The sequence below is a fragment of the Chromatocurvus halotolerans genome, assembly GCF_004340525.1.
In the GTDB taxonomy this organism is placed as follows: domain Bacteria; phylum Pseudomonadota; class Gammaproteobacteria; order Pseudomonadales; family Halieaceae; genus Chromatocurvus; species Chromatocurvus halotolerans.
On the sequence record NZ_SLWX01000002.1, the window covers coordinates 169,371 to 191,346 of the forward strand.

Sequence of the window (21,976 nt, forward strand, 5' to 3'; positions counted from 1 at the left end):
AACGCCACCCACAGATAACGCATAACATTGCTGGGAGACGCCGCTTTGACACAGATCCACCCGGGCGCCGCAGCGCCATCGGAAAGCGTTGGCGCCGGCACGCGCCGCTACGTGTTGACCATTCTGGTCATTGCCTACACCTTCAATTTCATTGACCGGCAGATTCTTGGCATTCTGGTGGAGCCAATCCGGCTGGAACTCGGGGTAGGGGATACCGCGATGGGTCTGCTCACGGGGCTGGCCTTTGCCGTTTTCTATACGCTGATGGGAATTCCCATTGCCCGCTATGCCGACCGCGCTAATCGCCGCAACCTGATTGCCGCCGCGGTTGGCATCTGGAGCCTGTTTACCGCAGCCCAGGGACTCGCGCAGAACTACTGGCAGCTGCTGGCCTACCGCGTTGGCGTAGGCGTCGGGGAGGCTGGCTGCTCGCCACCGGCGCACTCCATGCTGTCGGACTATTACCCGGCCAACCAGCGCGCGACGGCGCTGGGCATCTATTCCCTCGGTATTCCCGTTGGGATCCTTTTCGGCTTCTTTGTCGGCGGCTGGATGAACGAGTGGTTTGGCTGGCGTGTGGCCTTTCTCGTTGTGGGTATCCCCGGCATCGTGCTCGCTCTGGTCATTCGTTTCACCGTGCGCGAGCCGGAGCGAGGCATGTCGGAGCAGCGGGCCAACGCGGACCCGGATGCGGATCAGCCAGCCATCGGCGCAGTTTTTCGCTACCTGCTGGGCCGTCGCTCATTTATCCACATGGCACTGGGGGGCGGCATTTCCGCCTTTGTCGGCTATGGGCTGATTTCCTGGTCGGCGGCGTTCCTGGCGCGCAGCCACGGACTGTCTTCAGGGGAGATCGGTACATGGCTCGGTCTGATTTTCGGGATACCGGGTGGTATCGGCATTGTGCTGGGCGGGCGCCTGGCCGACCACCTTGGTGAGCGCGATACGCGATGGTATCTGTGGGTGGTGGCAGTGGCGCTGTTGATTGCCGTACCCGCGGGTGTGGGTGTGTTTCTTTCCGACTCCGTGAGTGCCGCGCTGCTGTTTCTGATCATTCCGGTGATTCTCGGCAACTTCTACCAGGCGACCACGTTTGCGCAGACGCAGACCCTTGTGGGTCTGCGCATGCGCAGTGTTGCTGCGGCTATCCTTCTCTTTGTGATCAATATTGTTGGCTTGGCTTTCGGGCCCTCGGTGGTGGGTGTGCTCAGTGACATGCTGGCACCGCACTACGGTTTGGAGTCCCTGCGCTGGGCGCTGTTGATCTGCTCTATGGCGAATCTGTGGGCAGCGTTTCACTACTGGCGGGCTGGGGTGCACTTTCCGGGCGATTTGCAGCGGGTTGAGGATTGACAGCCGCATTCCACTCTGCCTCGGTCGCAGGATGCTTCTGGTATTCCATGACCATGGTCCAATCGCCCGACTTCAGCAATAGCGCCTCGAAGTGGATGTAGGCGCCGTCGATCTCGCTCTCATCGACGTCGTCGCCCACCGGTCCGGACTGGTAGTGAAATATGCCTTTCTCATGCGATGTTGATTCACTGTAGAGGCGCCGCGTGATGCGGAATTCGACCCTGGAAAAGGTCCTGCCGGCCTGGGTATCCAGGATGCCGGGCTTCCAGCGCTCCAGGGCGCGGGTGATAGGGTAGCTGGTATCCAGGGATTCGCTCACCAGTACCGCATCCGGGTGGTAGGTCGATACAACCCCGTCGAAGTCGCCAGCTGCCAGGTATTGCTCGACACTGCGCCAGTAGGCGTCTAGCTCGCTTTCAATCGCCGTGTCGTCTGCACTTGCTGGCAGTGAGCCCAGCAGGGCGAGCGCGATCAGACCTGATGCGCGTAATATCCTTTTCATCATGTGAGTCCTTTATTGTTGAGTGATGTCTGGCGTGGCTCGCCTGATCACGTCTCACTATAGTTCTGCGCAGGGTCTGTCTCAATTTTTTCCTTCTGGACTCGCGACGGTAAGCCGGTGAATGGGCACTTGCGGCAGGCGTGAGGCCGAATACTATTGAAACAGTGATGGTTTACGGGGGGCATTCGTGATGGCGATGCTCATGTTTGCTGTTCTTCTCATGCTGATATTGATCATCCTGACATTGGCGCTGCTCTGGCAGTTTGACGCACGCGCCGACCGTGCCGAGTGGCGCAGGCTCCTCGCGCTGCAACCGGACGATCCGCCGCGGTTTGACCAATCCATGATTGCCGATCTTCCGGAGCCTGCGCGACGCTATTTCACGTTCACGATACAGCCGGGAACTGCGCTGTTCCCGGTAGCCGAGATCGACATGACCGGAGATTTCAGTCTGGGTAGCAAGGACAGGCCTGCCTATCAGCCGATGGAAGCACAGCAGATACTGGCCGTGCCCGAGGGCTTTGTCTGGTCCATGCGCACGCGAGGAGGGCTACCGATATCGGGATCGGATACCGCATCGTGGACGCGGTTTCGCATGCTGTGGGTCATTCCCGTCGCTCGGCTGGGTGGCGACCCGGATCACACACGCTCTGCTTTTGGTCGCTATGCAGGGGAGGCGGTGATCTGGGCGCCCGCGGCCCTGCTGCCCGCCCCCGGGGTCTCATGGGAAGCCGTGGCTGAAAATATAGCACGGGTCACCGTGCGCCACGGCAATCTGAGCCAGGCCATTGATGTGACCATCGACAGCGAAGGTCGGCCTGTCGTCGTGGCGTTTCAGCGCTGGAGTGATGCCAACCCCGACAAGGTTCATCGCCTGCAGCCGTTCGGCGCCACCCTCTCTGATTTTCGCGACGTCGGGGGTTATCGTCTGCCGTTCCATGTGGAGGCGGGCAACATGTTCGGCACGAAGGAGTACTTCCCGTTCTTTATTGCTGATGTCACGGAGATCCGCTTTCCGCAGGCCATGAAATGATCGCGCTCGTTCTTCTTGTGCAGGTCGCCTTGCCGTTGCTGCTTCTCGCCTGGCTTGCCCTGTTTCCGGCAGGTACTCTTGTCGGGTGGCTGACGCAGGCGCTGGGTATCGCGGCATTCCTGTTTGCACTGGCGCGCATCGCACAATGGGCATTGCCGGTATGGTGGTTGCCGTGGGTCTACGGCGGTCTCTGGCTGGCCGCAGTGTCCCTGCAGTTGCTTGGCGAGCGAATGCGCGGACTGCCGCCGCTTCCCGAAACGTCACTGGGATGGTCGGGCCTCGTTCTTTCGGTCGTTCTCCTGGGTGTCGGCGTCTGGTATGGCGCGCGCGCACTCGCGGGGCGGAGCCTGCCCCCGGTTGATGTCGTCGATATCGCCAACCCGCTGGGGCCGGGCCGTTATCTCGTCGGCCATGGGGGTTCTACCGCGCTCGTCAACGGCCACATGCGGACGCTGGATACCCGCATCGAACGGTTCCGGCCCTGGCTCGGTCAATCCTATGCGGTGGACTTTTATGGCCTCGGACCCTGGGGTCTGCGCGCGCGCGGCTGGTTACCTGCTGACCCCGCCGCCTATGCAATTTTCGGGGCAGAGTTGCGTGCCCCCTGTGCCGGGAACGTCGTGAGCGCCGAGGGTGGCTTGCCGGATTTCGAGCCACCGAAGGAGGATCCGGTAAACCGGCTTGGCAACCATGTGATTCTGCGCTGTGGCACGGCCGAAATCGTGGTGGCCCACATGCGTCAGGGCAGCGTGAGCCTCGCGCAGGGGGACGCGCTGGCGATCGGCGATCGGCTGGGCGAGGTCGGCAATTCCGGCGCCTCGACTGAGCCGCACCTGCATATCCACGCGCAACGCCCTGCGAACGAGGGCGCGTCGCCGATCTCGGGCAAGCCGCTGGCGCTTCGCATCGAGGGGCGCTTTCTGGTGCGTGGTGACCGCCTCCAGGGGGGCGCTCCGGCGCTGCCCTGATCAGGGCAGCCAAGCGGGGCGCTCGCGCTACAGACGTACACCGTTACGGTTCCGACACCCTCAATACCAGTTTGCCGGCAACGTTGCCGGCCTCCACCTCTTCGTGAGCACGTCGCGCCTGCGCAAGTGGCAGGACCTCGGCCACGATCGGTGCGATCCGACCCTCGGCCAGCATTGTGAACAGCGATGCAAGATCCTCGAGGAACCACTCGGGATGTGCTCTTCGCATCGCCCCGATGGAGTAGAAGGCCGTGGCGCGCCCGTTTGGCAGCCAGTTCCAGAGCTTCAGTTTAACGAAGTCCATCGGGATTGAGCCGCCGCGTCCCAGCACAGCGCTCTGAAAGCCGAAGGCGACCAGCATGCCTCCGGGTTTCAGTGCGTGCAGCGAGCGTGACAGGCTTTTACCGCCAAGCGGGTCGAACACGACATCGACGCCCTGTCCAAGGGCCTCCTGCAACGCAGCCTCCCCGGCGTTTGCGTCGATGGGTGTGGCGCCGAGTCGTCGGATCAACTCGTGCTTGACGACGATGTCAGTGCCATAGGCCGTGATGCCGGCATCCTGCGCCAGCTGCAGCATTGCCGTGCCGACCGCGCCGCCCGCGCCATGTATCAGCAGGCTCTGGCCCGCCTGTGCCTTGGCGACACGGTGGAGCATCTGGTGGGGCGTGACAGCCGACAGAATCATGCCGAGCGCGTCTACGTCCGACACTTCCCCGGGAACGGACGTCAGCCTGTCCTCGGGCAGGCACAGGTACTCGGCATAGGCGCCTATGGTTGTCAGATCTGCCACGCGTTCTCCCGGCTTGAAACGCGTCGCGGCGGAGCCTGTCTTGTCCACCACGCCCACCAAGTCGTAACCCGGTGTGAAGGGCGGTCTTTGCTTTACGTCCGGGTACATTCCCTTGCGGATCATTACGTCGGTAAAAGCAGCGCTGGTGACCAGAACGCGGATGCGCACCTCAGTGGCCCCGGGTTCTGGCAGCGTATCCTCTGTTTGCAGGTCGAGGCACTCCGGGCCGCCGAATCCGGTAAGGACGATCTTTTTCCATGCCATTGCGGTATCTCCGTTGGTGGTTGGTATCGCAACCGGAACTACATTCTGTGTTCTGCACCTATCGCGAGATCGGCCAACGCAGACTCAAGCGCCGGAATGAGATCAGAGCTGTCATCTGCCACTTCCGCGTCGCTGTTGATCTGTAGCGCCACGGTCACACGGTAATCGGCGTAGTGACGAAGGCTGGAAACAAAGGCCGGAATCCAGCCACCATGACCATAGACCGGCCCGCGCGGGGTGTCGGCGTGGATCGCGACGCCTGCGCCGTATTGAACGTCGGGCGTATCGGGTGCCATGGGCACTGCGTCTAGCAGCCGGTCGAGATAGCGTCCGCGCATCGCCTCACCGCCAAACAGGGCATGCCCCCATCGCGCAAGATCGCGGGACGTGGAGACTAGCCCGCCGCCGCTCCACTCCACGGCAGGATCCCAGAGAAGCCGACCCTCAGCATCCGCTGTTCGCGGCGGCAGGCCGAACGGATTGCCGGAAATCGTGTAGCCGACGGCGAGACCGGGGAGCTCGGGCCGGTCCGAAGGGGTGGTTTCGAGCAGGCCGAGCGGGGCGAGAAATCGCTCCGTCACACTGATGTAGTAAGGCCGACCGGTGACCTTCTCGATCACCAGCCCGAGCAGGATGTACCCGGTATCGCTGTATCCCCAACCAGAGCCAGCCTGGAAAAGCGCTTCCTTCGTCGCGATGAAGCTCAACAGTTCTTCCGGGGCAAAGGCGGGGCCACCCGCCGCAATCCGCGCCTTTACCGCCGTCTCGAACTCGGGCAGATGTGCGTGATCCGGCAGCCCGGACTGATGGCGCAGGAGATGCCCCAGGGTCATGGTGTCGGCATTGGGCAGGTCAGTGAACCAGGGGCGGTCGTGGAGATGCTCTGCGAGGAGATCCGCTCGCGACAGCAGGCCCTCGCTTTCCAGCGCGAGGACGGTTGCGCCGACAAATGTCTTGCCGATGCTCGCCGCCAGCATCCGGGCCCCGGGCGTCATAGGCCGCCCCGCCTCGACATCCGCCAGCCCCGTCGCCGCGGTCACGAGAGAGCCGTCTGGCAGTGCAATGGCTGCGGTCGCACCGGGGAAGCCATAGCGACTACGAAACGTGTGCAGTGTCTCCACCAGACGGGTCGCCAGGGCAGTGGTGTCTGTTGCGACGGCGATCCCCGGCATTGCCGGGGACAGAACCATCGCAGCCAGCACGAAGACGGCGCGCACGCTGCTCACTGCGCCGTGCCAGGCGTGGCGCGATCTGGCCTTGGAATGACTTCTTTCACGGCACCATCGCGACTGAACATGTCTTCGTGTTTCCACCAGACGATGGCCATGGCAACTCCGACGAGGATCCACGTATCCCAGGGCTCTGCATCCGGCCAGAACGGGTTAATGAGTTGCCAGTGAAAGAGCACGGGCAGCAGCAGGCCCCCTCGTGCGCTGTTGAAGATGGGTGTGATGAGAATCGCCAGCGTCACGTTGCCGATAAAAAAGGGCAGAAAGCTCCAGTTTTCAAACACGACCCCGGCGAGGAAAAAGGCCGGCAGATGCCAGATTCCCCAGACGGCTCCAATCAGCGCGCCCGCCCAGAAAGGCGCCATGTGGCGCTGCAGGACGGGTTGCGCCACGCCGCGCCAGCCGAGTTCCTCCACCGGGCCGAGAAACAGCACGATCCCCAGCAGAGCAAGCATCGCGCCGGTGCCCTCCGGCGGCAGGGGCGCGAGAAGGGAACCGCCCTTCACCAGGGATCCCGTCATGAAGACAAGGGGAATGCCCAGGAGAATGAAAACCCACCAGACCGACGCGCAGCGCCAGATCAGCAGGCGTGAGAGAAACGCGCGAAGCCCTCGCGGGCCACTATAGGCCAGGACAAGCGTGACCCCGGTGAGCGCAGGCGCCCACGTGGCCAGGAAGTACAGAGGATGCACGCCGCTGATTTCCCCGAAATGTGCGACGGTGACGTCGGGTAGCAGAATGTAGCTGCCGATAATGCTCCAGGTGATGGCGAAGGTGCCGATGGCAAAAAACTTCAGCGCCGCAGAAGGAACGTCGCACTGAAACCTCACTGATGCGATGGCCATCATTTATCCCCCGACAAACCCATTCGGTGAATCAAGCATGGCACGCCAGTTCGGCAAGTCCAGTTAACCGAGTCATATTGTTTGCGGTCAGTTGGGCGGTTTCGGTTTCTCAGAGGCGCCCATGCCGCACGCTCGAAAACTCGACCTGTGTATGTGTACAGTCTTTATCTGAGTAACGCGTCGCTTATGCTGGTCTATTGACAAGCCGCCACAGGGAGAGGGCACGAGCACTGACACCGTCAGATCGGCATCAAGCGACATCCACACGGCCGCGCGCCGGGATCGAGGCCGCGGTGCCCTACTGGGCCTGGCCGTTGGCGATGCCCTCGGACCCCCTTGGAATTCCGCTCTCCCGGCACATTTACCCCCATTGACGACATGATTGGCGGCGGCCCGTTCCAGCTGGCGCCGGGACAGTGGACGGATGACATGTCCATGGCACTGTGCCTGGCCGACAGCCTCCTGGAATGTGGCGAGTGTGATCCCGTTGACCAGATTCGGCGCTATGTGCGCTGGCCGGGGAAAGCCGGGAGGCGTTGTGCCGCCCGCTTTATCATCCTGCGCGTCACACCTGGCACAGCGATGACTTCGCTTCGAAGATCAGCGCCATCGCCAGTGGCTCCTTCAAGGACCGCTCGCCGCCGGATATGCGCGGTAGCGGCTATGTGGTGGATGCTCTTGAAGCCGCCCTGTGGGCCTTCTGGCACGCGCGGGATTTTCGCGAGGGGGCGTTGGCGGCGGTGGACCTGGGCGACGATGCCGATACCACCGGCGCCATTTACTGGCAGATTGCCGGGGCGGTCTTTGGCGAGAGCGGGATTCCGGCCGCCTGGCTGGAGGTGCTACACGACGGGGACGGGATTCGCAGTGTGGCAGACGAATTACTCGACTGCGTGGCCCACTAGGTGCGGGCGACCCTTGAAGCAACAGCTGGTGAAGCATGGCCGTTCCTGTCAGCCACTGTTGTTCGCGCGCGAAAAGCGCAGGCTTGAAAATCGCCTGACATCACCCTTTCGCTGTCTTGGCCCGATTCTCCAACAGAATCATCAAGGCAGTCGGCCTGTCAGTATCGTCTGGCGTCTGCAGCATGAGTTGCCAGCGAGGTATCTGCGAAATTATCGCCTGGAGGCGGTGTAGCCGCCTTGAATGAATTTTACTGTGCAGATTTCGCTGACCTTCACGTCAGGTTTGATGTATTCCAAAAGCGCCAGTCCGGATTCCAACTCTCCAGTCTGACTCTAGGCGCGGCAGACCTCCAGGATAAGACGAGGCCAGAACCGCGGACGCGGAGAAGGACTGACAGAACTTGTCGCTAGCTTCCCGCAATAACGCTTGCAGGGCCGTTCGGCCGACGTCCGAGCCCATGAGATGATGGGCAAGGGACCAGGCAACAGCATAATGGAGATGTCTCTGCGGGCCATGCCATTGAGTCCTGTCCATGGCCAGAAAGTCAGCGAGAGGCGGTAATTTCGCCGAATTCAGGAGCTCCAGGTGCGCCAGATTCGGGCTTACTGCCGCAGTCTGGTCAGTGACGACCATCGTTTCAGCATATTCTGCCAGCCCTTCGGTCAACCATGGTGGCGTGACTCCCAGATGACTTGCGGTAATCAAGTGGGAAATTTCATGAAAAGCCGTCGCCACGGCTCTTCTGGGCATGCCAGAGTCATATCTTACGTACGCGGTATTACTGCTCATCTCGTAGAAGCCGTTCACGGGCTTCGCCCCCGGCGCTCTCCCGGCCCACAATGCATCGAACTGTTCAGCTTCGAGAGCGCGAATCGTAATCTCTACCTGCCTCAGGCGCTCCTCTCCAAGAAGGAAGTGCCATATGTCGAATATCCGCTTGGAGCCCGCCGCGATCTCGCCAGAAAACTGCATGGGCAAGGCCACCCCGTGCCCATGAATCTGGTAAGTGAAGTCCCGCCTCGACCCAGAAATATCGAAGACCGAAGCGACGGCATCTACCGGTGCCTTGTCGGCCATGTGGGTAACGCCATCACTGTCCTGCCACCTGTAAATGACTGCTATACCCGTGTCAGCTCTGGATTTTGTGGCCGGGCGTGCGCAAGCCTGTGCGTCATTCGCGGTGTGATCGAGTGCAATGTTGCTGGTGCCGCTTCCAGTAGCGGATTGTGTCAACGATCTGGCAGTATCAGGAGAGTATTGTCGGGTTGAATCCGTCTTGAAAACGTTGGTAAGAAATCCGCTGCCGAAGGGTAGGTGGAAGCTCTGCCTGGCAACGAGCGCGGACAACAAACCGATGACGAACAGCAAGCTGAACGATGTCCAGAATCGGTTATTCATGTGCAGCCTGAGTTCTCACCATAAAAGTGAGATTATTCGCTAGGTCGGGTTCTGTCATTGAGTATTGATGAATCGAGATTCTCGCGATTCCGCTTTTGAGGTGTAGTCGTCAAAAAACGTGCTCTACAGCTTCGGTCTTGCCTGATCCGGATAGTGTGCCAAGTTAAAAAGCGTTGACGACCCTCGTTTCCATCGAGGACTCCGGCAAGGTGCTCTTGCGTCTGCAAGCAGACCACTGAGGTGCCCCGTGCATGCGAGTGAAAACACCTGAGATAGCGTCCAGGCCGGCGGTTGCAAGGTGCCCGCAATGGCCAGTAGCAAGGGTTTTTCCTTATCGGCGTTGCGCACCTTATTATCCGGCGTAACACTGGCTATCAACGGAGCCCTCTCAATGAACCTCAGCGGAAAAACTGTCTATGTCACCGGTGCCGCCTCCGGCATTGGCGAGGCCGTCGCGCGACGCTGTCATGCCGAAGGTGCACGCCTCGCCCTGGTGGATCGGGATGCCGAGCGGCTTGCGGCGCTGGCACAGTCGCTCTCGGGCGATGCAAAACACGTCATGACCCGGGTGGTGGATATCAGCGACGAGACCGCCGTGGCGGCTTCTGTGGATGCCTTCGCCGAGCAGCATGGCCGGTTGGATATTGCCATTAACTGTGCTGGGATCCTGGGCCCGACGGGTCCACTGCATGCAACCGATACGGCAGCCTATCGGGCGTTGATGGCGGTGAATCTCGATGGCATGTTCCACTGCCTCAAGCACCAGCTGCGTCACATGCATGCCCGTGAGCAGGGCAGTATCGTCAATATTGCCTCGGCGGCGGGTCTGGTCGGCTTTCCCAGCGCCGCGGCCTATACCGCGGCCAAGCATGCAGTGGTCGGCCTCACGCGCACCTGCGCCATCGACTATGCGGAGCAGGGCATCCGTGTCAACGCCATCGCCCCTGGCGGTATCGACACGCCGCTGATCAGGGCCACCACCTGCGCGACGCCGGAAGGCCAGCAGATGATCGAGTCCATGCATCCGATGAAGCGCCTGGGTACGCCGCAGGAAATCGCCAATGCGGCGGTGTTTCTGGCCTCTGACGAGGCATCGTTCGTTACCGGCAGCGTCATGGCCGTCGACGGCGGCTGGACCAGCTGGTAGCCGCGTGCAGCCCGGCGCTTGATTGCATGAGGGCAATTTGAAAAACTGTCAAGGCGGTCGCGTTCCCGGCTGCAATCCCCAGCGTGCCAGGAGGCAGCCATCATGCCAGTCGAAATACAGGTGCTCGCTTACGCGGGCCTGCTGCAGTTTGTCCAGATTGTCCTTATGGCCGTTCCGGTCAATATACAGCTGGGTCCCGCCTATACGGCCGGTCCCCGTGACGAGGAGCGCAAGCCAAGCGGGGTACCCGGACGGCTCAAGCGCGCGGTAGACAATCACTTCGAGGGCCTGGCGCTTTTCACCATCGCGGTCGTGGTGGTGGTGCTGGGTGACGTCACCAGCGCGCTCACGGCCCAGTGTGCCTGGGCCTACCTCATTTCGCGCATTCTCTACGTGCCGGCCTACGCGGCAGGCATCTACCTGCTGCGTTCGTTGATCTGGGCGGTCGGTTTCTTTGCCACGCTCATCATGCTGCTGGTCGCGGTACTGTGATAGCGCTGGCTCGCCGCCTCGGCGTGCTGTGGATGCTTGTGCTGGCGGCGTCCGTCTCCGCGGAGATGCCGCTGCAGTCGGGCTTCGTGCAGGTGCCGGGTGGGCCGGTCTGGTACGAGATCGCCGGTGATGGGCTGGGAGTGCCGCTGCTGACCCTGCACGGTGGGCCCGGTGGCACGTCCTGCGGATCCCAGCTGTTGTACCCCCTCTCCGGGGAACGGCCGATTATCCGCTACGACCAGCTCGGCAGCGGGCGCTCCGGTCGCCCCAGCGACACCAGCCTCTGGCAGCGCGATCGCTTCGTCGAGGCGCTGCACACGCTGCGCCGGGAGCTCGGCCTCGAGCGGTTGCATCTGCATGGCCATAGCTGGGGGGGTGCCTTGGCAGCCTATTATGTATTGCAGAAGGGCCCGGAGGGCATTGTGTCGCTGACCCTTTCCTCGCCACTGATCAGCACACCCCTGTGGATTCGTGATGCGGACGCCTTGCGCGCGACCTTGCCACAGGACGTACAGGATACGCTCGACAGGCATGAAGCCGAAGGCAGCACGGATCATGAAGACTACGTCGCGGCCACGGAAGCGTTCTACAGCCGCTTCGTGTCGCGCGGTGATCCGGTAGAAGAAACCCGTTGCGAGGATGCGCCGAGAAACCCGCTGATCTACCGGCAGATGTGGGGGCCAACGGAGTTCCACGCCACCGGCAGTCTGCAGGACTTCGACGTTACCCCGCGGCTTGGCGAGATTGATGTGCCAACGCTTTTCATTACCGGTGAGCACGATGAGGCCAGGCCCGAGACCATCCGTGGCTTCGCCCGGGCCGTGCCCGGGTCTCAGGTCGAGGTGCTCCCCGGTGTGGGTCACGCCTCGCTGAGCAGGGCGCCGCAGCGCTACCGGGACCTGCTGGGCAAATTTCTGCGAGAGTCGGAGGCGCGCAGTGCTGAATGAGTCGCCAAATCAGCGACAGTCTCAAGGCATTTGACGGGCCGGATCAACCCTGCCAATCTTTTCGATACCACATAAAGGGATAATACAATGCAAAGAGTCGGCGGGTTTCTGGCAGGTTGCTGTGCACTCCTTTCCGTGACACTGGTCCATGTACAGGCGCAGGATCAGGTTCAGCCGGCCCCCGACCGGGGCGAAAACGAGGGTGCGGGACCCTTTGACCGTCTGGTCATCCGCGGCGCGACCTTGATCAATGGCGATGGCGGCATGCCGGTCGGCCCGGTCGATATCGTGATCGAGCAGAACCGCATTGAGTCCATCAAGGGCGTCGGAACGCCGGGCATCCCGATCAGTGACGAGGGTCGGCCCGAGCCGGGGACACATGAAATCGATGCCCACGGTATGTATGTCATGCCGGGCTTTATCGACAACCACGTGCATACGGGCGGTGTTCCGAAAGCGCCCAACGCCGATTACGTCTACAGGCTGTGGCTGGCCCACGGCATTACCACGGTGCGTGGCGTTCCCTTTGGTCCGCTCGAGTGGTCCATCAGCGAGAAGGAACGCAGCGCCAGCAACGCAATTGTGGCCCCGCGCATGGTGTCCTTCCACCGCATGGGCAGCGGCGAGGCCTGGAAGAATCGCTCGATACGCACCCCGGACGAGGCCCGTGAGTGGGTGCGCTATGCGAAGACCCAGGGCGTTGACGGGCTCAAGCTGGGTGCGCATCGGCCAGATATCATGGCGGCGCTCATCGATGAGGCGAACAAGCTGGGTATGGGCCAGACCGCACACCTGGACCAGCGCGGTGTCGCGCGGATGAATGCGCTCGATGCGGCCCGTCTCGGCATGAGGGGCATGACGCATTTTTACGGGCTTTTTGAAGCGCTTTACGACGATCACGATGTGCAGCCCTGGCCGGCAGGCATCAACTACGCCAACGAATATGACCGCTTCAGCCAGGTGGCCAGGCAGTGGAACCTGATCACTGAACCGGGCAGTGAGTCCTGGAATGCGGTGCTTGATGAGTTTATTGAGCGGGACTTCATCATCAATCCGACAATGACGATCTACGCCGCGGGTCGCAACGTGGAGTTTGCGCGACAGTCGGTGTGGCATGACGCCTACACACTGCCCTCCATGATGGAGTATTACCGCGCCAGTCGCACGGATCACGGCGCCTACTGGTTCTACTGGACCACGGCGGATGAGGTAGCCTGGCGCAATTTCTATCAGCGCTGGATGGCCTTCCTTGACGACTACAAGGACCGAGGCGGGCGCGTCACTATCGGCACCGATGCCGGCTTTATCTATAAACTCTTCGGCTTCAGCTATGTGGAGGAAATGGAGCTGCTTCAGGAGGCGGGCTTCCATCCGCTGGAGGTTATCCGCGCTGCCACGCTGCATGGTGCTGAGGAAATCTTCGAGCCCCAGGGCAAGCCCATTGAGTATGGGCTCATTCAGGAAGGGTTGCTGGCAGACCTGGTGATCGTTGAGGAAAATCCGCTTGAGAACTTCAAGGTCCTGTACGGTACGGGGGCCGTGAAGCTCAACGATGAAACCCGAAGACCCGAGCGCATTGGTGGCGTGAAATACACCATCAAGGATGGCATTGTTTACGATGCCAGGCAATTGCTCGCTGATGTCGCGCGTATGGTTGAAACGGCGAAGCAGGCTGATGCCGAAGGCAGCGCTGAGGCGAAGTGATTTTTTGACGCCCGGAGTGACAGCGCCGGAGTGACGTATGGGTGTGGCGCACCCTTCTATGTCTGGCATGTGTTGCAGTCCATGCATCAGAGCCTCGGCAGTCAATGGCGGCTCCGCTACGGCGACGATAGAGCGCGAGTTTCTAAACATGCGGATCGCCCCCGCTGAGCGGGTTACGAAGTTCGCCTCTTTTTTTGACAGGGAAATTTCAGAATATGCCTTTTCCACGCGTTCTATTACCCGCGGTTGTGAGCGGTTGTCTGGCAGTGGCCGGCGGCGACAGCGCCAGCGCGGCTACCGTCGTCATGGTTAACGGTGAGCGCTTTTCCGGCGAGGTTGTCAGCATGGTTGATGGCAGGCTGCTGTTGGAGAACGCGTACGCCGGTGAAATCACGCTACCCTGGTCAGCGGTGACGGCGTTGATCAGCGACGAGCCGCTGCAACTTCAGCTTCCGGATGAGACTGTCGTCAGCAGCGCGACGGAGAGTGCGGCACCGGGCATTGTCGAGCTGGCGGAGGCTTCCAGTGCGGAGGCAAAGATGCTGGCGTTGGGCGACATCCTGGCCATCAACACAACACTGGTGGACCCCTATGAGTATCAGTGGCGCGGCAAGTCCAATGTGGGCCTCAACGCCACCACGGGTAACTCCGATACCACGCGCTTTCATGTGGATGCCGAGGGAACGCTGGAAAATGACGTGGACCGTTACATCGCCGGCGTGGATTTCAACCGCGGCAGCGACAACGATATCACCAGCGTGGACAACTGGACGGCCTACGGCAGCTATGACCACTTCTTCAGTGACCGAATGTTCTGGAACAACTCTCTCAGCTTCAAGCGGAACACCCTGCAGGAACTGGATCTTCGCAGTGCAATCGGTACGGGTGTCAGTTATCAGTTTTTTGATGACAGCATGCTGCGCCTGTCTACCACCGCGGGCCTGAGTTATGTACGCGAGGAGTTTGATGTTCAGTCCAGCGAGGAATTCGTGGCTCTGCAGCTGGGCGTGGATTATGAACACCGATGGTTCGACTGGCTGCGTTTTTTCCACAGTCTGCAGACGCTGACCAGTTTCGAGAGCGTTGACGATTTCGTGCTGCGCACTCGCACCGGGCTTCGTTATCCCATCAGCGATAACTTTGTCGCAAGTCTTCAGGTCAACGTGGATTTCGACAATACGCCATCGGATGGGGCTGAGAAGGAAGACGTTCTTTATGTCTTCACGCTGGGATACAGCTGGTAAGGTCGTGACGTTTCTGAAAGAGGGCGTTTGACTCAGGTTATTGCCTCATACCTCAGCCATTCAGGTAGGCATGCCAGTACAGCTGTGTCGCAACGCTTCGAAACGGCCGGTAGCGTTCCCCCAGTTCATCCAGCTCCATGGCGTCGGGCCGCTCCGGCAGATTCTTGATGGTCTGTATGGCCTTTACCAGGGCGAGGTCGCCGATGGGCCACAGGTCCGGGCGTCGCAGCGCCAGCATCAGGTAGCAGTCAGCTGTCCAATGGCCGATGCCCGGCAAGGCCGTGAGCAGGGCCCGTGCCCGCGCATCACTGCGGCGCGCAAGGCCGGCTATCGGCAAGGTGCCGTCTTCTATCGCGGCAGCCACCGCGCGCGTGTAGCGCGCTTTCTGTCGGCTCACGCCCGCGCTGCGCAGCGCCTCATCCTCGAGCCGAAGGTACGCCGCCGGGGTGAACTCCGGCAGGCGCACGCTGAGCTTGTCGAGAGTGGCCTTTGCCGAGGCGAGGGAGACCTGCTGTTCCAGGATAATGTGAACAAGGGTCTCGAAGCCGGCGGGCCTTGCGCGAAAGGGCGGCGGCCCGTGACGCGCCACGATAATGCCCAGGTCCCTGTCTCTGGCGGCGAGTGCGTTTACCGCCGCCAGATGGTGTTTGCGCGTGAGTGCGGGCACGCGGTCAGCGCGCCAGGGGATCGGGCCGCATCTGGAAGTGATATACCTTGCTGGTTGTGCCCGCCCCGGTCTCCATGTGGAAGGGCGTCCGGCTGCTGAAGGTGGCCCACAGGCCGCGACCCTTCCAGCCGCCATCGGGATCATCAATGCGGCCATCCATCCACTTGGTGTAGAACCCGAGAGGATAGGGCACCGTCAGTCGCACCCATTCCCCGTGATGCAGCACCAGCAGCGCTTCTGACAGGTTGCCGGTATTGATCGGGGTGTTGGCACCGAGGCCCAGGCTGTTGAACTGATCCACCCAGGTGTAGTAGCTGCCTTCTGCACTGCCCTCGTGCTGCTGGTTACGGAACTTCGGCAGGGGCTCGGTATAGAACGTCCAGCCTTCGGGACAGTGCTGCCCGGTCGCTGTCGGGCCGTTCAGGGGACCTTCGCAAAGTCGTCGGTCAAAGCTCGCCATGTGGCCACTTGCCATCGCCGCCCACGCCACGCCATTGCGGTCGATATCCATGCCGCGGGGGGAAAAGCCCTCAATGGCGTTACCATTCTCGTCCAGGGGCGGCTCGAAATACTCTGCCAGCGCAGTGTTGACGGGATCATCGCCCGGCTCCAGCCTGACCAGGCCTCCGGGATAGCCGAGGGTTGAGCCCCAGACAGAGCCATCCGGCGCCGGAGCAACACCGTAGTAGCCCGCCTGGATGCGCGTATCCCGGCTGGCGTCGGCAGATTCGCCCGGCTCCACATAGCCTTCATCCCGGCGACCATTGCCGTTGGTATCGAGTATGGTCGGTGTCCAGCCCTGTGAGGCGGCGGCATCTCCCGTCTCGAGGTACTGTTCGACGTCAAGCCAGCCCACCACGTCGCGACCGCCGCTGGTCCACAGGGTGTTCTGCGCGTCCTCGGCAAACATCAGATGGTGGGTGCTGAAGCAGGTGTCGATCGGAGTATAGGTGTCTGTCGCGGGTTCATAAACACCGAGATGCCGGTAAGCGCGCTCTGTCGGGAATGCCTGTGCCGCAGGATGATCGGAGCCGTTGCGGCAGAAGTCAGGATTCTCTTCGGGGTCGCGCACCCGTGCGGTCACCCAGACACGTCCGTCGGCATCCAGCATGGGGTTGTGTGCGGTGGTCGCGCTGTCCCAGATCTGTTCCTCCCCCCAGAACACTGAAGGGCCCGACACCGGTGCCGGGTCGGGATCGTAGCCGGAGTCTGGCAGCGGGAAGATGGGCACTTCTGACACATCATGCGTTGCAGGATCGAGCACCGGCATATAGTCCGCACTGTTCTCCAGCACGCCATACAGCCTGCCCCCCGCGTTGACCGTAGGGTCACGGCGATCGGTGGAAACCACGTCGTGCAGGTAGGCCCTGGGGTCTGCCCAGTCCCACTGGGTAATCACCACATTGCGTTCCAGCCCCTCAGGACGCGGCGGCGTCGGCGGCAGCTCGCCGCCGGCAATGCGGTCGGTCCAGTCGGCATACAGACTGACCGCGCGCTCCATTCCCATACCGGCAAGAATGTTCACCATGCCAGTGCCTGCCTGACCGGCCTGCACGCGCTGGTGCCAGGCTTCCACGCTGCTGCGGCCGTCGCTGAACAGGTCGGGTATCTCGCGGGTAGCCTTGCTGCCGAGCTGGTGGCAGGCCAGGCAGCTGTTATTGCCGATGCGTCGCACCCAGTCCTCGTAGTGAGTGATCGACTCGGAGATGCCATTACCCTGCGGACCGGTACCCGGGAAGTCGCTTCTTGCTGGCAGCTCCAGCAGCGAGTACCAGTAGCCCGCGGGGTAGTACTCGGCGGCCGCGGCCGGACTGGGAGCGGCGCGTGCCTCAAGCGCCAGCTGACTGCCGGGCGCTGCTGTGATCTTTTCGGAATCCACCAGCCCGTAGCCCCGCACCCAGACCTGGTAGCTGGCGTCGGGCAGATCTGGCACCAGGAAGCGTCCTGCATCATCGGTGACAACGATGCGGGCGAAGCGCGTTGGCAGATCGGTGGTCTCGGCAATGACCCAGACACCGGCTTCCGGACCTGCGGGCCCGGATACCACCCCGCCGATATCCGTATCGCCGATGGTCACGCCACCCTCCGACAGGCTATCGCCCTGTGCGGGTGTCGAGGTATCGGTACGCTCGGCACCTGTCTGTGAGTCGGTGTTCCCACGGTCGCAGGCGCTGAGTGCGCCCAGACCAATGATCAAACACATCACCCATGCTGTTCGGCACATTGTCGTACCCTCCCGATGTCAATCTGTATCGCGACAGCGGTGACTCTTCGAGCCCTGGTCTAGCGCCGGTCAGGTCAGAAACTGCGCCGGTCAGGGCCTGAAATCCCCCATCGTGTCGTCGTCCATGTGTTCGTCGTTCGCTTCTTCCGCATCGAGCACTTCCAGATGCTCTTCGGCAAACCAGCGGTTCATGAGGAAGCGCAGCGGCACCAGCATCGCAATGAACAGCGGGAACAGGATACCCGCGGGGCTGCTCTTGAGTATCCAGAGTGCTACGAGCGCCACGAGCTGTATCAGCGTGAACAGATGGATGACCTTGCGCGGGACCCTGCGCACATAATGGGTCTGTGGATACAGCTTTCTGTCAGTCGCCCAGAGACGCACGCGCTCGAAGAACTCGGTGCCGCTCAGGGTGCTGAAACCCATGTAGAGAAAGAGTCCGAAGAGGACCTCCATGGGAATCATCTTTATCACCGGCAGCATGAAGATCGAAGCGGCCAGCAGGAGGTGTATCAGCAGCGGCGATACGCGGTTTTCCTCCACCGAGATGATCTTCTCGGTGGTGCTGGAACCCAGGCTGACGGTTTCGGTGGTTGCCAGGCTTTTGACGTGATTCAGGGAGTGCACGGTGGCCGCGACGATCCACGGCAGGGCGAAGAGCGAACACACGGCGGTGATCACGCCCACCACGACGAGGTCGAGATTATAGCCACAGCCCTTGCGCAGTGAGTGCAGCGGACTGTTGACCAGTCGCGCCGAGATGTTCTGGTCCAGGAAAAGCAGAACGGTCACCAGCAGTGCCGGGCCTGCCGCCGCGAAGATCGCCCAGGTGGGCAGCGCAAACAGATCAACCAGCCAGGGTCTGCCCGTGGTGGTGGCAAAGGTTTCAGGGACTGCAGCGCGTTCGACGTCGATTTCCGGCATCAGCAGGGCGAATGCCGTCATGATGGCGATAGCGATGGCGGGACCGAAATCTGATATGAACTCGCGTGCCTTGCGCTGCAGATAGGGTGTCTGCAGCACCATTTTCAGGCTGCGTGCCAGCATGTAGGTTCCCAGTGACAGCACCAGGGTCATCAGCGCCTTGGAATTGTCCCGGGGGTTTTCCATGAAGGGGGCGAGCAGGGAGCTCACGGCCTCGTAGATAAAGATAACCGCAACCAGGGCGGCGAAGATCTCGTCAGTGAAGCGCGTGAACAGGCGCATCAGGGCACTGGCGTCGGTGAAGGCGAGAATCAGCATGAACAGGCCGGCCCACAGTCCGACCCAGGCATACACCGACAGGAACGGCAGGCTCATCTGCTGGCTCAACGCATACAGCAGGCCTGTGAAGATCACGATCGGACCCGTGCCGCCCAGAATGGTCAGCGGTTGTCCCGCAAACAATGCGAACAGAATACCACCAAGCGCGGTTGCCACAATCATTTCGACCGTACCGATTTCACCGCCGGTCATGATGCTGGTGAGAGCGCCGAAAGCGACGGCGTTTGCCAGACAGGCAAAAAACAGGAACACCGTGGAGGCAACAACCTTGCTGCTGAGACCATCGCGAAAATCGCTGATGTAAAAGGGCAGTCGACGCCTGAGGTCGTTCTGAAGTCCACCAAAAAGGCGACCGGTGTATGCCAGAGGATCACTGCTATCCGTTTTTCTCATCGGGCTCTCGTCTCGTTGTCATTGGGTACGCCGCTTGACGCGGGAGGGGTGTTGGCGGCTAGGGTTCAATCGGTGGTGTGAAGCCCGGAGGCTTGATGGCGATGACGGAGCAGTTGGCCCAGGGCAGCACGTTCTCGGCCGTGTTGCCGGTGAGCAGTCCCGCGATACCCTGGCGTGCAACGGTTCCCATGACGAGCAGGTCAACCGGGTTTTTTTCCAGGTGCTCCAGAATTCTCGCGTAAGCGTTGCCATCGGTGATGGTAATGTCCCAGGTGCCTTCCGGCAGCAGGGACCGACACTGGGCTTCTATCGTCGCTTTTGCGTCATCAAGACGTCGCTGGCGCTCATCACGAGCCACGCTGTCGAGAAAGTGCGCCGCTTCCGGATGTTCTACGACGTGCAGCACCTTCACGTCAGCGCCGTCGAACTGCTGCTTGAGTGCCGCCGCTATCGAGAGTGCCGCTTCGCCCACGGGCGTGAGGTCGTGCGCGATGAGTACGGTGGGATGCTCTGGGCGCGGCTCGTCCTTGACCACCCACACGGGGCACGGGCAGAGACGCAGAAGTTTGTTTCCCGTGCTGCCGAACAGCAAGCGTCCTGCGAGACTGCGCTTGCGGGTGCCAATCACCACCAGGTCGTGATTTTCCTCCACCACCGCGTGCAGGATTTCCCGCCAGTGCTCGCCGAAGCGAATGGCCGTCTGTGAACGCAGGTCCTTGCCGGCATCTGCCTGCAGTTTCCCAAGAATCTTCAATGCGGCCGCGTGTTGTTTTCCTGCGGCGGTGCTCGTGTCAGGGGCGCCGGACGCCTGCTTGTTGCCCGGCGAATTGATGACGTGCATGAATGTCACCTCGGCGTTGTCGCGCCGTGCCGTGGTCAGCGCCTCGCGAACCGCCACGGCACCGGTATCAGCTATGGTTCCCGACTTGTAGTCGATGTCCACCGCAACCAGCACTTTGCGAAATTGGATCATGTTGGTCGTTTCCTCCACAGGGGCTCTCGCACAGGGCTCTCGCCTTTGCGAGGCATGACAAGCGCCGCTGCGCTCACCTCGAAAGAGAAGCAGCGTAGCAATCAGGGTTTTGTACGACAAGAAAAGCCCGTGTGCGCAGAGCGCACATAGCGGGTCAGCGACTGTCGTCATCACGGCCAGCGCCTTGCTGTTCACGGGCTCAGTTCCCGATGTCTATCACACGCTTGGCCCTGAAGCCCGCTGGCATTACGTCCTCGGGCCCCTGCAGCTGGTTGATCAGCCCCAGCTCCGGCACGGAAATCATCGACGGGTAGCTGGCGCTGAATTCCTGCAGCGTCATCCTGCGGGGCAGGCGCACGACCGATATCTGCAGCGGCTGCCGGTTCAGGGCCTCGGGACTGGTAAGTCTGGCGAAGCTGTTCATGGCGGTGCGGAAGGTCTTGCCGTAGGTTGCGCGCTGCTGCACCGGCGTGTAGCCGAGGATCCTGTAGGTGCGACCGTCAAGTTCAATGAAGGTGACAACCCCGCCGAGCCGAACCTGATCGGTCTGTACCTCGAAGTCACCGCTAATGGCTGGCAGACCGCCAACGGTGCCCGTTTCTGTCCTGCCGATGGTCATTCCCTGCTGGCTGAAGAAAGTGTTGGCGGCGTCCTGAGGGCTGCCTGCTGCCAGCATCAGCTGTAGCAGCGCATCCTCTTTCGGACTGCCTGCGACCACGGCCTTGGACAGGTTCTGTGTGCGCCAGCCCCGGGGAAAGTCCATGCGGAAGGCGAGCTCCGGGTGCAGAAAGCGGTGGTCATCGAAATAGCCTTTGCGGGGATTTTCGCCATAGGCGAGACCATCAATGCGCTGCAGGTATTCGGCCTCGCCGATGCGACGATCCATCGACGCTGGTGGCAGCGACGCCAGCTGTCTGTTGATTCGCTGTATGCGCTCCGCCGGGTAGGGGTGTGATGCCTGCCAGCTGGGCACCGGATTCTGCCCGGCCAGCTGCGCGGACTGCTGCAGCGCTGCGAAGACGTTCACCATCTCCCTCACGTCGTAGCCCTGTTCGAGAGCGTAACGGTAGCCGAGGTCATCCGCCTCTCGCTCTGCGTCACGGCCGTACTTCAGGAACAGAAGCTGCAGACCGCCCGCGGCCAGCTCACCGAACTGCGCCGCGGTCGGGCTGAGCACCGAGGCGATACCGATGCCGAGTTGCGCAAGCTGGGCGCGGCTCATCATGGCGACGGAATGGCGTGCAGTGACATGACCGATTTCATGGCCAAGAATACTCACCAGCTCTGCCTCATTGCGCAGCAGGGCAAGCAGTCCGCGCGTTACGAAAATGAACCCGCCCGGCGCGGCGAAGGCATTTGGTGTCGCCTCGTCGACCACCTGGAAGGACCAGGGCAGATCCGGGCGTTCGGAGGCCTGTGCCAGGCGGCTGCCGAGTGCCTGCACATAGGCCTGCAGCGCCTCATCCTTCACCAGTCCGAATTCCTGCGCAGCATTGCTCGCGACTTCGCGCCCGATCTGGATTTCCTGGCCTTCAGAGACCAACGCCAGCTGCCGGTCACCCGTGACCGGATTGACCGCGCAGGACGCGAGTGAGAAGGCCAGGACGAACAGGGCGAAGCGCGTCATGTTAGCA

The 21,976-nt window shown here is 61.7% G+C and carries 19 protein-coding genes and 1 pseudogene; 10 read left to right on the plus strand and 10 right to left on the minus strand.

From position 1 onward, the window contains the following. The first annotated feature begins 45 nt into the window (after window positions 1-45). On the plus strand, window positions 46-1,353 hold the full coding sequence (locus tag EV688_RS02940) for a spinster family MFS transporter (RefSeq protein ID WP_117314580.1): 1,308 nt from the start codon (window positions 46-48) through the stop codon (window positions 1,351-1,353). Here the strand turns inward: EV688_RS02940 and EV688_RS02945 are convergent. Beyond that, window positions 1,271-1,855 carry a hypothetical protein gene (locus EV688_RS02945; RefSeq protein WP_117314581.1) on the minus strand — a complete coding sequence of 195 codons (585 nt, stop codon included), beginning with the start codon at window positions 1,853-1,855 and terminating at the stop codon, window positions 1,271-1,273. The genes EV688_RS02940 and EV688_RS02945 overlap by 83 nt on opposite strands. A 202-nt stretch (window positions 1,856-2,057) precedes the next feature. Between EV688_RS02945 and EV688_RS02950 the strand changes: the two genes are divergently transcribed. Together EV688_RS02950 and EV688_RS02955 are read left to right on the plus strand one after the other, a co-directional pair. Next, the gene (locus tag EV688_RS02950) at window positions 2,058-2,888 is read left to right on the plus strand and encodes a DUF6544 family protein (RefSeq protein ID WP_205686451.1); all 831 of its coding nucleotides are present in this window, start codon (window positions 2,058-2,060) and stop codon (window positions 2,886-2,888) included. After that, window positions 2,885-3,856, plus strand: a complete 972-nt coding sequence (locus tag EV688_RS02955) for a M23 family metallopeptidase (RefSeq protein WP_117314582.1) — start codon at window positions 2,885-2,887, stop codon at window positions 3,854-3,856. The genes EV688_RS02950 and EV688_RS02955 overlap by 4 nt, the downstream gene beginning before the upstream one ends. A 43-nt stretch (window positions 3,857-3,899) precedes the next feature. On the opposite strand, the gene EV688_RS02960 is transcribed toward EV688_RS02955, so the two are convergent. The 3 genes from EV688_RS02960 to EV688_RS02970 are packed head-to-tail and all read right to left on the minus strand — an operon-like array spanning window position 3,900 to window position 6,984. Next, window positions 3,900-4,910: a medium chain dehydrogenase/reductase family protein gene (locus tag EV688_RS02960; protein ID WP_117314583.1), complete on the minus strand. Its 1,011-nt coding sequence runs from the start codon at window positions 4,908-4,910 to the stop codon at window positions 3,900-3,902. A gap of 38 nt (window positions 4,911-4,948) precedes the next feature. After that, window positions 4,949-6,136, minus strand: a complete 1,188-nt coding sequence (locus EV688_RS02965) for a serine hydrolase domain-containing protein (protein ID WP_205686452.1) — start codon at window positions 6,134-6,136, stop codon at window positions 4,949-4,951. Further along, the gene (locus tag EV688_RS02970; protein ID WP_117314584.1) at window positions 6,133-6,984 is read right to left on the minus strand and encodes a CPBP family intramembrane glutamic endopeptidase; all 852 of its coding nucleotides are present in this window, start codon (window positions 6,982-6,984) and stop codon (window positions 6,133-6,135) included. The genes EV688_RS02965 and EV688_RS02970 overlap by 4 nt, the downstream gene beginning before the upstream one ends. A gap of 378 nt (window positions 6,985-7,362) precedes the next feature. On the opposite strand from EV688_RS02970, the pseudogene EV688_RS17845 reads away from it, so the two are divergent. Next, window positions 7,363-7,433 (plus strand): annotated as a pseudogene (locus tag EV688_RS17845) (hypothetical protein); the annotation flags it as partial. A gap of 87 nt (window positions 7,434-7,520) precedes the next feature. Further along, the gene (locus EV688_RS17650; RefSeq protein ID WP_240624188.1) at window positions 7,521-7,889 is read left to right on the plus strand and encodes an ADP-ribosylglycohydrolase family protein; all 369 of its coding nucleotides are present in this window, start codon (window positions 7,521-7,523) and stop codon (window positions 7,887-7,889) included. Between the two features lie 277 nt (window positions 7,890-8,166). Here EV688_RS17650 and EV688_RS02980 read toward each other — a convergent pair whose 3' ends face one another. Further along, a complete protein-coding gene (locus EV688_RS02980; RefSeq protein ID WP_117314585.1) occupies window positions 8,167-9,288 on the minus strand; it encodes a DUF4124 domain-containing protein in 1,122 nt (373 codons plus the stop codon). 391 nt (window positions 9,289-9,679) lie between these two features. Between EV688_RS02980 and EV688_RS02985 the strand changes: the two genes are divergently transcribed. The 5 genes from EV688_RS02985 to EV688_RS03005 all read left to right on the plus strand — a co-directional run bounded on the left by EV688_RS02985 (window position 9,680) and on the right by EV688_RS03005 (window position 14,822). Next, complete coding sequence (locus tag EV688_RS02985) at window positions 9,680-10,435, plus strand: SDR family NAD(P)-dependent oxidoreductase (RefSeq protein WP_162883761.1); 756 nt, start codon at window positions 9,680-9,682, stop codon at window positions 10,433-10,435. Between the two features lie 102 nt (window positions 10,436-10,537). Then, complete coding sequence (locus tag EV688_RS02990; protein WP_117314587.1) at window positions 10,538-10,927, plus strand: MAPEG family protein; 390 nt, start codon at window positions 10,538-10,540, stop codon at window positions 10,925-10,927. After that, window positions 10,924-11,874, plus strand: a complete 951-nt coding sequence (locus EV688_RS02995) for a proline iminopeptidase-family hydrolase (RefSeq protein ID WP_131917537.1) — start codon at window positions 10,924-10,926, stop codon at window positions 11,872-11,874. The genes EV688_RS02990 and EV688_RS02995 overlap by 4 nt, the downstream gene beginning before the upstream one ends. A gap of 87 nt (window positions 11,875-11,961) precedes the next feature. Next, window positions 11,962-13,578 (plus strand): amidohydrolase family protein, encoded by a 1,617-nt coding sequence (locus tag EV688_RS03000; RefSeq protein ID WP_117314589.1) that lies wholly within the window; start codon window positions 11,962-11,964, stop codon window positions 13,576-13,578. A 215-nt stretch (window positions 13,579-13,793) separates the two neighbouring features. Continuing rightward, the gene (locus tag EV688_RS03005; RefSeq protein WP_117314590.1) at window positions 13,794-14,822 is read left to right on the plus strand and encodes a DUF481 domain-containing protein; all 1,029 of its coding nucleotides are present in this window, start codon (window positions 13,794-13,796) and stop codon (window positions 14,820-14,822) included. Between the two features lie 52 nt (window positions 14,823-14,874). Here the strand turns inward: EV688_RS03005 and EV688_RS03010 are convergent, their stop codons facing one another. From EV688_RS03010 to EV688_RS03025, 5 genes are all read right to left on the minus strand, one after another. Continuing rightward, window positions 14,875-15,489, minus strand: coding sequence for a DNA-3-methyladenine glycosylase family protein (locus tag EV688_RS03010; RefSeq protein WP_240624189.1), 615 nt, complete (start codon window positions 15,487-15,489; stop codon window positions 14,875-14,877). Window positions 15,490-15,493: 4 nt separating this feature from the next. Next, window positions 15,494-17,686 carry a carboxypeptidase-like regulatory domain-containing protein gene (locus EV688_RS17655; protein ID WP_240624190.1) on the minus strand — a complete coding sequence of 731 codons (2,193 nt, stop codon included), beginning with the start codon at window positions 17,684-17,686 and terminating at the stop codon, window positions 15,494-15,496. A 117-nt stretch (window positions 17,687-17,803) separates the two neighbouring features. Further along, window positions 17,804-19,369, minus strand: a complete 1,566-nt coding sequence (locus EV688_RS03015) for a sodium bicarbonate transporter family protein (protein WP_117314592.1) — start codon at window positions 19,367-19,369, stop codon at window positions 17,804-17,806. Between the two features lie 58 nt (window positions 19,370-19,427). Next, window positions 19,428-20,342: a universal stress protein gene (locus EV688_RS03020; RefSeq protein WP_162883762.1), complete on the minus strand. Its 915-nt coding sequence runs from the start codon at window positions 20,340-20,342 to the stop codon at window positions 19,428-19,430. A 199-nt stretch (window positions 20,343-20,541) separates the two neighbouring features. Beyond that, a complete protein-coding gene (locus EV688_RS03025) occupies window positions 20,542-21,969 on the minus strand; it encodes a M48 family metalloprotease (RefSeq protein WP_117314594.1) in 1,428 nt (475 codons plus the stop codon). Window positions 21,970-21,976: the final 7 nt, after the last annotated feature.

What these genes read in the sequence shown, in the direction of transcription:
- EV688_RS02970 (WP_117314584.1), bottom strand. Translation starts at nt 6,984, where the DNA reads ATGGCCATCGCATCAGTGAGGTTTCAGTGCGACGTTCCTTCTGCGGCG.
- EV688_RS03025 (WP_117314594.1), bottom strand. Translation starts at nt 21,969, where the DNA reads ATGACGCGCTTCGCCCTGTTCGTCCTGGCCTTCTCACTCGCGTCCTGC.
- EV688_RS03015 (WP_117314592.1), bottom strand. Translation starts at nt 19,369, where the DNA reads ATGAGAAAAACGGATAGCAGTGATCCTCTGGCATACACCGGTCGCCTT.
- EV688_RS02955 (WP_117314582.1), top strand. Translation starts at nt 2,885, where the DNA reads ATGATCGCGCTCGTTCTTCTTGTGCAGGTCGCCTTGCCGTTGCTGCTT.
- EV688_RS03005 (WP_117314590.1), top strand. Translation starts at nt 13,794, where the DNA reads ATGCCTTTTCCACGCGTTCTATTACCCGCGGTTGTGAGCGGTTGTCTG.
- EV688_RS02980 (WP_117314585.1), bottom strand. Translation starts at nt 9,288, where the DNA reads ATGAATAACCGATTCTGGACATCGTTCAGCTTGCTGTTCGTCATCGGT.
- EV688_RS03000 (WP_117314589.1), top strand. Translation starts at nt 11,962, where the DNA reads ATGCAAAGAGTCGGCGGGTTTCTGGCAGGTTGCTGTGCACTCCTTTCC.
- EV688_RS02990 (WP_117314587.1), top strand. Translation starts at nt 10,538, where the DNA reads ATGCCAGTCGAAATACAGGTGCTCGCTTACGCGGGCCTGCTGCAGTTT.
- EV688_RS02945 (WP_117314581.1), bottom strand. Translation starts at nt 1,855, where the DNA reads ATGAAAAGGATATTACGCGCATCAGGTCTGATCGCGCTCGCCCTGCTG.
- EV688_RS03020 (WP_162883762.1), bottom strand. Translation starts at nt 20,342, where the DNA reads ATGATCCAATTTCGCAAAGTGCTGGTTGCGGTGGACATCGACTACAAG.
- EV688_RS02985 (WP_162883761.1), top strand. Translation starts at nt 9,680, where the DNA reads ATGAACCTCAGCGGAAAAACTGTCTATGTCACCGGTGCCGCCTCCGGC.
- EV688_RS02950 (WP_205686451.1), top strand. Translation starts at nt 2,058, where the DNA reads ATGTTTGCTGTTCTTCTCATGCTGATATTGATCATCCTGACATTGGCG.
- EV688_RS02960 (WP_117314583.1), bottom strand. Translation starts at nt 4,910, where the DNA reads ATGGCATGGAAAAAGATCGTCCTTACCGGATTCGGCGGCCCGGAGTGC.